The 12355-nt window shown below is 42.6% G+C and carries 9 protein-coding genes, 1 rRNA gene and 1 pseudogene; 4 read left to right on the forward strand and 7 right to left on the reverse strand.

What is annotated here, in order from left to right; all coding sequences use genetic code 11:
- Window positions 1-78: ribosomal RNA gene (gene rrf, locus EXN75_RS18745) — 5S ribosomal RNA — on the forward strand; the annotation flags it as partial.
- 495 nt (window positions 79-573) lie between these two features.
- Here the strand turns inward: rrf and EXN75_RS16090 are convergent.
- Complete coding sequence (locus EXN75_RS16090; protein WP_118120553.1) at window positions 574-1425, reverse strand: radical SAM/SPASM domain-containing protein; 852 nt, start codon at window positions 1423-1425, stop codon at window positions 574-576.
- A 367-nt stretch (window positions 1426-1792) separates the two neighbouring features.
- On the opposite strand from EXN75_RS16090, the gene EXN75_RS16095 reads away from it, so the two are divergent.
- The gene (locus EXN75_RS16095; protein WP_134844596.1) at window positions 1793-3235 is read left to right on the forward strand and encodes an alanine/glycine:cation symporter family protein; all 1443 of its coding nucleotides are present in this window, start codon (window positions 1793-1795) and stop codon (window positions 3233-3235) included.
- A gap of 39 nt (window positions 3236-3274) precedes the next feature.
- Window positions 3275-3811, forward strand: coding sequence for a TlpA family protein disulfide reductase (locus EXN75_RS16100; RefSeq protein WP_134844597.1), 537 nt, complete (start codon window positions 3275-3277; stop codon window positions 3809-3811).
- 140 nt (window positions 3812-3951) lie between these two features.
- On the opposite strand, the gene EXN75_RS16105 is transcribed toward EXN75_RS16100, so the two are convergent.
- The 6 genes from EXN75_RS16105 to EXN75_RS16125 all read right to left on the reverse strand — a co-directional run bounded on the left by EXN75_RS16105 (window position 3952) and on the right by EXN75_RS16125 (window position 11548).
- Entirely contained in the window at window positions 3952-4494 is a 543-nt protein-coding gene (locus tag EXN75_RS16105; RefSeq protein WP_167639563.1) for a beta-class carbonic anhydrase, read from the reverse strand.
- 51 nt (window positions 4495-4545) lie between these two features.
- Window positions 4546-7734, reverse strand: coding sequence for an efflux RND transporter permease subunit (locus EXN75_RS16110; RefSeq protein WP_134844599.1), 3189 nt, complete (start codon window positions 7732-7734; stop codon window positions 4546-4548).
- A gap of 18 nt (window positions 7735-7752) precedes the next feature.
- Window positions 7753-8808 (reverse strand): efflux RND transporter periplasmic adaptor subunit, encoded by a 1056-nt coding sequence (locus EXN75_RS16115; RefSeq protein ID WP_118120093.1) that lies wholly within the window; start codon window positions 8806-8808, stop codon window positions 7753-7755.
- A 409-nt stretch (window positions 8809-9217) separates the two neighbouring features.
- Window positions 9218-9391, reverse strand: a complete 174-nt coding sequence (locus tag EXN75_RS17885; protein WP_158570201.1) for a hypothetical protein — start codon at window positions 9389-9391, stop codon at window positions 9218-9220.
- Between the two features lie 11 nt (window positions 9392-9402).
- The gene (locus EXN75_RS16120; protein WP_134844600.1) at window positions 9403-10008 is read right to left on the reverse strand and encodes an ATP-binding protein; all 606 of its coding nucleotides are present in this window, start codon (window positions 10006-10008) and stop codon (window positions 9403-9405) included.
- Window positions 9983-11548, reverse strand: coding sequence for an ATP-binding protein (locus EXN75_RS16125; protein ID WP_022110475.1), 1566 nt, complete (start codon window positions 11546-11548; stop codon window positions 9983-9985). The genes EXN75_RS16120 and EXN75_RS16125 overlap by 26 nt, the downstream gene beginning before the upstream one ends.
- A 629-nt stretch (window positions 11549-12177) precedes the next feature.
- Between EXN75_RS16125 and EXN75_RS18385 the strand changes: the two are divergent.
- Window positions 12178-12355, forward strand: a pseudogene (locus tag EXN75_RS18385) (IS982 family transposase); the annotation flags it as partial.

A 12355-nucleotide genomic window follows, 5' to 3' on the forward strand; every position in this document is an offset into this window, starting at 1 on the left:
CATTCCGAACAGAGAAGTTAAGCCCACTTGCGCCGATGGTACTGCAATGCAATGCGGGAGAGTAGGTCGCCGCCTCCTTTCAATGAAGAGCCTCAGATTTCGAAAGATTTCTGAGGCTTTTTTGTTTTTCTTCATCGGATTTCACTGATGAATCGGATGGCAATCTTGCTTATCGGATTACTCACGGATTTCCGCAGATATTTGGCCGCTGGCCAATGGCTCGCGCCCGAAATGGGCTTCTATTGTTTTTGTCACGCAGATTTCGCAGATGACGCAGATTTTTTCTCATTGATTATTTTAGTCCCACAGATTTCACAGATTTACACAGATTTTTCTCATTGATTATTTTAGTCCCACAGATTTCACAGATTTACACAGATTTTCTCTCATTGATTATTTAGTCCCACAGATTTCACGGATTCACACAGATTTTTTTCATTCATTATTTTTCTCATGGATTTACATGGATTTTCTCTGGTTCTCTTCTTTTCGGTGTCATTTCTTCTTTTTTTCTGTCATTTCTTTATTTCGCAGATTTTAGACCTGTCGGTCTGGGAGGATGACGCAGATTTTTTATGAACGCTTTTTGCCCCTGAAACTGTTGCGGACTAAGGCGGATTCACAATTTCTGCAGAGAGATTCTGTGGCAGTATGATGTTTGAAGCCTTCTATCATGGCCTGCGCTCTGGCGGATGAGAGGATTTCTTCCAGGGATTGATGGAAAAGATTGCCGAGAATGATGTCGCCATTGTGGTCTAAACAACATGGTACTAGACTTCCATCAGATAGAATTCCTATCTGCTTGAATAATGCTTTGCAGAAAACTTCTGGATTTTCAGACTCTTTTTTCTCTGTATCTGGCCATTCAAACTTTCTGTCAAATTCTAAATAGAGATTGTCGCAAAGTCTGAAACCATCTGGGCGCTCCTTCCATGGTTTGGGTACATATTTTTCTATATATTCCATGACCATTTCGTTTTCTTTGTCTTTTCCTCCTTGATTCCAGAGACGAAGTACGATACAGGTACCTTTTTGTGCAGCTTGGGTGGAGAATTGCATTACCTGATCCATATAGGTTGATAATTCTCCCTTTGCATTACTTTCGTGGGAATGGAGAGATAATTGTATTTTGTGGGGTAAGGTATCGAGTAGATTCATCGCTCTTTCCAGTAAGGTGCCATTAGATGTAAGTACTGTCTTAAATCCTTTGGCTCTGGCTGTCTGAATAAATTGTGGTAGGAGAGGGTGAAGTAATGGTTCGCCCATGAGATGGAAATACAGAAAACAAACCTTCCCACTTACTTTATCTGTGAGAAGGTCAAATTCCTCTGCGGTCAATTGTCTTTTCTTCCTCTGATGTTTTGGACAGAAATCACAATTAAGATTACAAGTGTTTGTTATTTCGATATAGCAACGATCTATCATTTCTTTTCTCCTTCTTCAAAATTATACTTTTTTTCATTTAAATAGCTTCTCCTGCTATCTTCTTTGCAAGCAAAATTGTTTGCACATTTAAATCTCAGGCAAAGTTAAACAAAAAAAATGGATTTACCAAAATTTCTACATAAAAAGGTAGTTTGATAAGTAGTTTTTATTACAAGTATTGTACTTGTCAATTATCATGTTATCTGCACACATTGCTGAGGAACTATTATATTCAAAAACATTTTAAATGTTGGTTATTTAGTAGATTTTATCTTTTTTAGTTGAATTCTATTGCAAAAAGGTTTTTATTAGAAAGAAAAATTGTAATTTTGCAGTTAAATAGAAAAATATTCACTTTTTTAGTAAAATGGTAGAATCAATACAAAACATTTTTATTCAGGTTAGCGATTTTCTCTGGTCGTATATTATTATTTCTGTCCTGATCTTCTGTGCGGTATTTTTTACGTGGCGTACCCGATTTGTACAGTTCCGTCTTATTAAGGAGATGGTGAGGTTGTTGCTTCATCCAGATAAGGTGCAACCTGAAGAAATAGGACATGACGAACTTTCTATGGACGTGAAGGTGGATGGGGAGATGAAGCATATCTCTTCTTTCCAGGCCTTTGTGGTGGCACTCGCCAGTCGTATAGGTACAGGAAATTTAGCTGGCGTGGCTACTGCCATCAGCATTGGTGGACCAGGAGCTGTGTTCTGGATGTGGATGCTTGCTTTGTTGGGTTCGGCTTCGGCTTTTATCGAATCTACGCTTGCCCAACTCTATAAGCGAAAGGGAAAGACTTCTTTTTATGGCGGTCCTGCCTATTATATGAAGTATGGATTAGGAAAGGGATGGATGGGAATTCTCTTTGCCGTTTTGATGATCATCACTTTCGGTTTTGCCTACAATTCCGTGCAGAGCAATACCATCTGTCTGGCATGGCAGAAGGCTTTCGGTTTTGAACCTGCTACTATGGGTATTGTTCTCACTGTACTCACTCTGCTTATCATTTTCGGTGGAATCCAGCGTGTGGCAAAATTCTCTTCTACAGTGGTTCCTCTCATGGCTATAGTCTATCTGCTGATAGCCGTTGGTGTGGTCATTTGGAATATAACCAGTCTGCCAAAGGTTTTGCTGACTATTATAGAAAATGCTTTCGGATTCAATCAGGCTGCTGGAGGTATGTTAGGTATTACCGTGATTCAGGGCATTAAGAGAGGTTTGTTCAGCAATGAGGCTGGTGAGGGTAGTGCGCCAAATGCGGCGGCTGTTGCTACCGTGAGCCATCCGGTAAAACAGGGATTGATACAGGCTCTTGGCGTCTTTACGGATACGCTGGTAGTTTGTTCCTGCACGGCATTCATCATCCTGGTAAGTGGTGTGGACGTTACGGCTTCTAATGGTATTCAACTGACGCAAGATGCCTTGACCCATGAAATCGGTAGTATTGGAAATCCTTTTGTGGCTGTGATGATATGGCTTTTTGCTTTTAGTAGTATCATTGGCAATTATTATTATGGTGAAACCAATGTGAGATATATCAAGGATTCCAAGTTAGGAGTCTTCATCTATCGTCTTGCTGTGGCTGCGATGGTAATGATAGGAGCCGTTGTCTCGCTTGATTTTGCCTGGAGTTTTGCCGACATCACGATGGCGTTGCTCACCCTGTGCAATCTGGTAGCCATCGTCTTGCTTTCCCGTCAGGCGGTTTTCTTGCTTCAGGATTATCGCAAGCAGAAGAAAGAGGGAAAGAATCCTGTTTTCAAAAAGGATATGATGCCGGAAATCGCAGATCAGTTGGAGGCGTGGTAACTTTCTGGTAAGGTATAAATATAATTAATGTATTGAGATATGAGAAAGTTTTTATTATTCTTGTCTTTGATAGTATCTATGGTTTGTAAGGCACAAACCAAGCAGGAGCTGTTGGCTGTGGGTACAATGGCACCAGATTTTACAGTTACAGATAGCGTGACGGGGAAGAAATTGTTCAGCCTTTCTGAATTGCGCACTCAAGTTACAGCTGATGGTAAGGTGAAGGCTGGAGTTTGGGTGGTTCTCGATTTCTGGGCTTCCTGGTGTCCTGATTGCCGTAAGGATATGCCTACCGTGAAGAAGATAGATGAAAAATATGGAAAGAAAATCAAGCTTATCGGTGTTTCATTTGATACAGACAAGGCGAAGATGAATGGTTATCTTTCTGCCAATCAGTATTCATGGTTGCAGTATTCTGAATTCAAGAAATGGAAAGAAACTCAGATATCTAAAGATTATCATATCTCATGGATTCCAACATCTTATCTCATAGATCCAGAAGGAAAAATTGCTTTTTCTACTCTGAATGCTGAGGAGATGCTTGAAAAACTTGATTCTTTGAAGGCTGAATTATAGAAAAAATGAGGATGTATCAAAACGTAATGTTTGGTACGTCCTCATTTTATTATAATAGTTTTTAGATATTTTCTTTTCCTGTCATTATAATGCCATTCCTGCTTCGTATGAAGCATATTGATAGCTTTTTTCTTAAAAAATTATTTTACTTCAGTCAATTTTCCTGTCTGAGAGTCGATGATATAACCATGCAGATTGACATCCTTGGGAACGAGAGGGTGGTTACGAATGGTGTTGACTGTATTTCTGACAGAATCCTCTGTATCGTGAAAACCTTCCAGCCAATGATCAAGGTCGATACCGCAAAGTCCGATAGTATCAATGACATCCTGATGGATTCCTCTCTTGATCATGAGTTCCTTCATCTGTTGTCCGTTCATGTGGCAGGCACCACAGTTGGAATGGGCGATGACCATGATTTCCTTTACTCCTAATTCATAAATGGCAACCAGGAGGCTGCGCATGGCCGAGTCAAATGGGCTGATGACCAGTCCGCCTGCATTCTTGATGAGTTTAGCATCACCATTTTTCAGTCCGAGTGCTGCTGGCAGGAGTGCTGTCAGTCTGGTATCCATACAAGATAAAATGGCAAGTTTCTTGTCTGGGTACTTGCTGGTTAAATACTTCTCGTAACCCTTGTTGGCTACGAACTGTTCGTTATACTTGATAATTTCTTCAATAATCATAATATTGATGTTATTTATTCTCTTAAATTAATTAATGACGGAGCATAGTTACATCGTTTTTTTATTGCGTTCTATGCAGCTACTCCCTTTCTTTCTCCAACTATACTCCCCGTGCTTGTCGAATACAATCCAGTAGAGTACAGGCAGAATGGTGGCGATGAGCACCATTGAGATGAGGGTTCCGAAGAAAATGACGGCTCCCATCGGCGACCACAATGTATTGTTCTCTATCATCATCGGCAAAACACCTACAGAGGCTGCGGCTGATGTGAGGAAGATAGGACGCATACGGCGTTCGCCAGCCTGGAAAGCTGCATCTTTTACGGAAAGTCCCTTGTCGCGGCGCAGTTCTTCGGCATAGTCTAACATGATGATGCCATTTCTCACCAGAATACCCATCAGGCTTACTACACCCAAGATGCAGGTAAGACTCACGTCGAATCCTGTTATCAGGAGTCCTATAGCAGCACCGAAAATACAGAGCGTCATGGATGAGAGATTTACCAGAGCCAGACTGATGCGCTTGAAATGGAAGAGCAGGATGAAGAAGATGATCAGTGCTGCTATCATCACGCCAGAGGTAACTTGTGGCAAGGTCTCGGCATCCTTCTCTGCCATACCGCCTATTTCCCAATGAAGGTCGGGATCGAGCGAGAGATCCGATACTTCCTCCTTCAGTTTGTTGGCTAATTTGTTGGCATTGAATCCTCTCAATGGTTCACCGATGATGGAAATGGTGCGCACGCCGTTTCTGCGTACGATGCTTCCATCGTGCCAATCGGGTGAAATCTTTGCCAGCTGCCGGAGAGGAACACTCGAGGTTCCTCCCATCACAGGGATGTATTCGTTGGCAAGATCACTATCATTCTGCGATTTCAATACCATCTTTACCGGATAATCGCCCTCCCAAAGGGTGGATATTGGAATGCCATCGCCAAAGTGTATGGCAAGATCGGCCGAAAGAAGCGTCTTGTTCACGCCCAGTCGGTTGGCCTCGGTTGCGTCAGGAGTTACTCTGATGCCCGGCAATGGTTCTTCGTAATTGGTGCGAATCAGATTGATGCCTTCTATCTGATGCATGCAGGCTGCTATTTTCTTGGCTGCTGCCTTCAGATCCCTGATACTGTCGCCGCTCACCCTTACTTCGATAGGATAGGTGGCGTTATTGTAATCCATCTGTTTGAAACGGATATAGCAGTCAGGAAAATAGTTGGCATATCGGTCGGCATATCGGTCGAGCACTTCTTCTGTAGCGCTGTTGTTAACTGTATTTACGATAAACTGTGCAAAGTTCGGTCCGCCAATCTGAGGCGCATACGTGGTATGAAAACGAGGTGAGCCTTGTCCTATAAATGTGGTTACGGCTGTTACTTGTGGGTCGCGCTGCAGGATGTGGGCCATCGAGTCTGCCACCTGTGCCGTCTTCTCGGCGGTGGTTCCGTTAGGGAGATAGAACTCCACAGCAAACTGGTTTCTCTCGGCAATAGGCATCATTCGCTGCGGCAGGTTCACGAAGATAAAGCCTCCGATGATGATCAATGCCAATCCTGTGATGAGGGTGGTGCGAGGGAATGAGAAACAGTGTTTCAGCAACCAGGTGTAGCCCATCTGCAGATAGTCGAGCGGCTTTTTCCGGGCATTTGGATTGGGTTGACTGTTGATGCCCTGATGAATTACCATATACTGCAGATAGGGTGTAAGCAGCAGCGAAACTGTGAGCGAGATACTCAGGATGATGAACATTGCCCAAGGGAACGACTGTACGAAATCGCCCATATCGCCATGCATGGTAAAGAGGAATGGAAAGAAGGTGAGCGAGATGCTGAGCGTGGCTGAAAGCACCGACATGAAGAATTCGCGAGGGGCAGCGATGGCTGCGTGCCAGCGAGACATACCATGTCCCAACTTCTCCATGTAATTGTCGATAATCACCACAGAATCATCCACCACCATACCTAAGGTTACAATCAAAGCAGCCAGAGTAACGGTGTTCAGTTCCATGCCGAAAATATAGAAGATGCCCACTGACGAGAAGATGGTGATAGGGATGCTGAGAGCTGAAACCTCTGCCACACGGCGTGGCATTAGCAGGATGACCACGATGATGACGGAGATGACCGATATGAGCAGTTCACGGAGGAAGGTAATCACAGATTCGCTTACCACCCTGCTCTGGTCGGTGATGGTATTGATGTGAACATCATCGGGCAATGTCTGCTCAAATTCATCCATTGCCTGATGTACGTCTCTTCCCATTTTCACGATATCATTGCCCGGTCGCATCTCGATGGATAGGAGTACGCATTTGTTGCCGTTGCTCTCGATGTATTTGTTCAGCTTGGGATATTCTCTTTTGATTTGAGCAATATCTTTCAGTCTGACGATGTTGCCTTTCGGGTCGGAATAGACAATTTGTTCTGCCACATCCCGTTCGTTGTTGTAGGAGTCGGTGATGTGGATGGGCATATTGAGCTGGCTCAGTTCCAAATTGCCGCTTACGGTAGTGAAACCTTGCAAGGCAAGATCATTCAGTACCTTGTAGGATCCAATGCCATATTTTGCTAACTTATTCTGATCCAGACAGATACTAATTTGCTCGTTCTGCAGTCCGTAGGTGCGGAGGTTGGAGATGGCATCGATACGACGCAGTCTGTCCTTCAGTTGGTCGATGTAAGTATTCAGTTCCCGATAGGTTTTCTGTTTGCTCTCCATCGTGATAAGCAGGGCAGAGGTGTCGGCGATATCATCCACGGCTTGCAGGGCGAGAACCCCTGATGGCAGGGAAGTTTTGAAGGCTTGCAGTCCATGTTTGAACTTGCTCCAGAAGGCATCGCGGTCCTCCACGTCATCGTTGAGTTCCAGGAACACAATCAGCATGCCGTCTTTGCTCTGTGTATAAGTCTTCTTCTTGTTCACCTCCTTGTATCCGAAAATAAAATTCTCCAACGGTTTAGCCACCCGTTCTTCCACTTCATCGGATGTGGCACCCGGATAAACAGCCACGCAGGCACCTTGACGAATGGTGAATTGTGGCATTTCCTGCTTTGGCATGATGCAGATGCCCAGTATGCCCAAGAAGACAAGCATCCCCATGAGCAGGATCACGATGTTGTGGTTGCACATGGCCGACTCTATGAATGAGCGCTTGATGATGCGGTTGGGCTTTCTGGTGATGCGAGCCTTGATGTGGTCGTGAAGGGCGGTGTCCTTCTTTGGCTTATATGTATCTGGATTCATTTCTTTTCCCTCCACTTTTTATCGTTTTTCATTCTTTCTGGTATCTACTTTCATCCCTTCAGAAACTTTCTGCTGACCATTGATGATGACTTGATCACCAGTGTTTAAACCCGATAGAATGATGATGCCATCTCCCTCGAATTCGCCTGTAACGACAGGTTGCTGATGCGCCTTTCCGTTCACTACGGTCCATACGAATCGAGAATTATCTACGTCGAGTTCAATGCATTGTGGGGGAACGATGATTTTGGATGATGCTGCAGAACTGCCCTGTATCTGAGCATTGCAGACCATGCCTGGGAGCAGTCGGCCCTGTGGGTTGGTGATGCCCACTTTGATATCGTAAGTATGTGAGATAGGGTTGGCATCTATGCCCTTTTCAGAAATCGTGCCATAGAAGACGGCCCCTCCAAGGGCTGCAACCGTCAATTTTACATTGTCTCCTACATGGAGGTGTGAAATTTCTGCTTCTGGTATAGAGACTTTGGCGTTGACTTGTTTGACATCTGCCAGTTTCAGCACGGGTTGCCCTGGAAGCACGTAGGTTCCCATATCCACGTTTTTAGCAGCGATGACACCCGCAAAGGGGGCAGTGATGGTAGAGTGGGAGAGTTGTTGTCGGGCGATACTTTCGGCAGCTTTTGCCTGTTCCAATTTGCTTTCTATCTCCACCCATTTCATGTCCGAGATAGTTCCAGACTGATGGAGGGGTTGGAATCTTCTGTATGCATCTTCTGCTTGTTTCAGAGTAGTGAGCGTTGCGCGGTGTGCCTCCTTCACAGTGGTAGGATTGATGGTAGCGAGCAGTTGACCCTTGCTGACTCTATCTCCCTCATCCACACGGATGGAAGTGATGTTGCCTGCGATTTCGAAACTGAGTGTAGAACCCATCTTTTCCTCAATGGTTCCCACATAATCCTTCGTGCCCTCCAGGTTGGTATCTCCCACGGAGAGCGTTTCTACCTTTACGGATTTCTTTTCTGTCTTCTTTGCTTTTTCTGTGCATCCCGTCAGCATCAGACCGCTGATGATGAATGCGATGAGCCATCCCATCAAACTCTCTATCTGTTTCATCTCGATAATTTTTTTAGTTCTTGCAAAGATAATGCATTTTTGCTAAAGCATGGGAAAATTAGATTTAAAAAAACAAAAAAGCCATTTGTCCTTTCTCAAACAGTCATTTCTGTTTTCATCTTTTTTAAAAGTGTCTGTCACTTATCAACATTCTAAGAATAGTGGACAAAAAATATTATATTCTTGTTTGTTTGCCTATTTGTTTGCATGTTTACCTCTTCAAAATCAGAAATATGTTATCCTATGAGATAATAAAGTAGAATCGTCATCCGCATTTCTTTCATTCCTCAGTTCAATACATTAGAAGTGCAGGAGTGCAGACAACAAGCCTTAGAATAATTTGATTTTGTGAATTTTGATGTATTTGGGTATATAGTTAGAGTATAGAACGTTTTACTCTCCAAAAATATCAACCAATAAAAGTCTTTAAAACTTCTTTTGTAGCCTTGGCAATCTCTTTCGCCTCCTGATAGCACCCATCAATTTCTTCATAGGTGTATGCATTCCGAGCTTCAGCGATGCTTTCGGTTGCAACCTCTTCGAACATCTCGAAGACGATTTGTTCATTATTATTCTGCTTCATATTTAACACTATTAAGAATTCGTATTTCCTTGTTCGAGTATCACCCAAACACCGGCATTCGCTCTTCCTTCATGTCTAATTATTCCCGCTTTTTGTAATACAGATAAGTCACGTTCTATGGTACGTTGCGTTACCGACATTGTTTCCGACATGTCTCCGACATTTACACCGACATCCCCGCCACGTTCTGCGATAACTTCATCTATCGTTTTGCGCTGAATAATCGCCATCACGCCACCTCCATTTTCTTCTATCGTTGGCAATGGCAAGCTGGCACGTTCAAACTCCTCGGCAATCTTCTTGAAACCACGCCCCCATGACTCCACAAAGCCTGCTTTGTAAAAAACATTAGCAATATTATGGTTACGAGGATAAGAAGAATGCTTCTGCAACAAAGCTGCAGGAGTCAACTCTTTTGGCAACAATCCATAATTCCACAATTCTATACTGCGGTCGTAGATACGCATCTGGATGGCAGGACCGGTATAAGCCTTATGCCATGATTGTAACTGTTTGAATGCCAGTTCAAATATAACGAAAATACCAAATCCGAGAAATAATTCGCATAATCCCGGTAATCCTGGTCTCGATTTATTCTTCCTTGATAATCCAATCACTAATCGTTCGCTGATTGCTATCGAAATTTACGCCTATTTTAAACAAGCGCTTGCCATCGGCGGAATAAGGAATCAGATATCCCTTTTCATCTATCTGCCTGATAGCTTCCTCTGCAGAGCCATCATACTTTAGCTCGAAAACATATACGGCATCAGGCATATACACCACAGCATCTGCTCTGCCAATTGCACTATCCTCTTCTACTTTCATGTGGGCACCCATCAGGTTGAAGATAAGATAGAATACCGTCTGAAAATCACGTTCGTTCTTATTGCTCAGGCGATTGGAAATGCTGGCAAGATACGCCTTTAGGCGAACCATTGCTCCTTCTACATCTGCATCATAAAGCTTTTCCAAAAAATCACCTACCAGACTGTTGTTATCCAGAGATATAGGGGAAAGATAGTTGGGTGAAAGACTCTTGAGCATACCAATCTTAACCTCCCTGTTAGGATACTCCAAAGTATAGCGGTGCAATATAGGGTTATACTTCTTGATGGTGAGATAACCACTCTGATAAAGCAGCGGAAGTGCAGAAGTCATCATTTCTGGTGAAACATCAAAGTCATCTACATCACATGACTTTTTCTCAATATCCATTACATTGACATGATACTTCTGCAATGTTTTAATGAGATAAGTTGGCGTACCAGAACCAAACCAATATGGAGCAATGTCGCGTGCATTCAATGCTTTTACCAAGCTGAATGGATTGAAGACATCCTCAGATTTCTTGCTGAAATGATAACCATCATAGAATCGTGTCAACTCTGTCAGACATTCCTCATACGTCATGCCAAGATCATCGCCCAATGCCTCAATATCAGGTTTCATCTGCGTAATAAGTTCCGTCTTACTGATACCACAGATAGCTGAGTACTGGTCGAACATACTGATATTGTCAAGGTTGTTGAGTTCGCTGAAAATGCTAAGTTGCGAGAACTTCGTGATACCCGTGATGAAGGTGAACTCTAAGTAAGGGTCGAGCATCTTAAGAGGACTATAGAAATTCTGCATGATGCGACGCAACTGACTAAGATTATCTTTCTCATGCACCACATCCAGCAATGGGGCGTCATATTCATCTATAATGACCACCACCTTTTCGCCTGTCTGCTCGTATGCCTTCTTCACTAGATCTTTCAAACGGAGATTTGCATCCACCTGATGTGTCTTGTATCCCCAGCGAGTTTCCTGCTCTTCAAGCATATCAGCCAAATATCTTTCCAATTGCTCCACGCTCATGTGTTTGGCACCGCTCAGATCAAAATGAAGCACTGGATGCTTGATCCATTCCTTCTCATAATCTGCAATAGCTAATCCTTCGAAAAGTTCTTTCCTTCCCTCAAAATAAGCTTGAAGGGTAGAGGCAAAAAGAGATTTTCCGAATCGTCTTGGGCGACTCAGAAAGACGTACTTCATTTTTTTCTCTCGAAAATCAACGATGTATTTGGTCTTATCTACATAGAGATAATTGCCCTCTCGGATATTCGAGAATGTCTGTATTCCTACAGGATAGAAATTTACTATTTTTGCCATATTTCCACGTGCTTTACGTTTTGCGCTGCTAAATTACAAAGAAAATCTGAATTAGCCAAGCATAAATTCAAATATTTCCCTTTCTGTTTCTAACTATGTCATTTGGCACTGGTAAACAAGTCATTTACAGGTGGTAAACAAGTCATTTACGAGTGCTAAATAAGACATTTCCAACCTCTCAATAAGTCGTTTCCCTATCGTAAACAAGTCATTTGTTCTTTTCAAACAAGTCATTTGTTCTTTTCAAACAAGTCATTTCTTTTTTCATCTTTTCGCTGTTTTATTTATTTTGGCTGCAAAGGTAGTAAAAAACAACTAAGCCATGTGTTCTGCGATATATCGCGATTTCTTTAAGGTTCATTAGCAGACTTTAACAGAACTGCTTTAATGTTCTCATGATTTAGCAGGATTACTCAAAAGGAATAAAACATTACAAAATTAAATGGAGGTGACGGTGACACCTACTTTTCAACTTTATTTTTATGCATTGGAGACACTACCCTCCAATTTGGATGTCTCCCTCTGATTATCAATCTTTTATATATTTTCGCGCGGTAAGTCATAAAAAAAAGAGTATATAAAAACCTGTTGGCGGAATTAAAAAACCGCCTGAAAATTAGTATATTTTTATGGAGAAAAAGTTGTGCATCTCGTTGATTTTTAGTAACTTTGTAGTGTCCAATTATAAAGTTATATATTTCACGCTATGCACAACTTGTATGCAAATTTCGTAAAAATTCTTGAGATATGCAAGGATTTCTCCAAAAATTTAGTTAATGAGCTAGGAAATATTCCTCGCCCAGGAGT

The sequence above is a fragment of the Segatella hominis genome (genome assembly GCF_004535825.1).
Taxonomy (GTDB): domain Bacteria; phylum Bacteroidota; class Bacteroidia; order Bacteroidales; family Bacteroidaceae; genus Prevotella; species Prevotella hominis.

What these genes read in the sequence shown, in the direction of transcription:
- EXN75_RS16110 (WP_134844599.1), bottom strand. Translation starts at nt 7,734, where the DNA reads ATGAATCCAGATACATATAAGCCAAAGAAGGACACCGCCCTTCACGAC.
- EXN75_RS16115 (WP_118120093.1), bottom strand. Translation starts at nt 8,808, where the DNA reads ATGAAACAGATAGAGAGTTTGATGGGATGGCTCATCGCATTCATCATC.
- EXN75_RS16090 (WP_118120553.1), bottom strand. Translation starts at nt 1,425, where the DNA reads ATGATAGATCGTTGCTATATCGAAATAACAAACACTTGTAATCTTAAT.
- EXN75_RS16125 (WP_022110475.1), bottom strand. Translation starts at nt 11,548, where the DNA reads ATGGCAAAAATAGTAAATTTCTATCCTGTAGGAATACAGACATTCTCG.
- EXN75_RS17885 (WP_158570201.1), bottom strand. Translation starts at nt 9,391, where the DNA reads ATGAAGCAGAATAATAATGAACAAATCGTCTTCGAGATGTTCGAAGAG.
- EXN75_RS16095 (WP_134844596.1), top strand. Translation starts at nt 1,793, where the DNA reads ATGGTAGAATCAATACAAAACATTTTTATTCAGGTTAGCGATTTTCTC.
- EXN75_RS16100 (WP_134844597.1), top strand. Translation starts at nt 3,275, where the DNA reads ATGAGAAAGTTTTTATTATTCTTGTCTTTGATAGTATCTATGGTTTGT.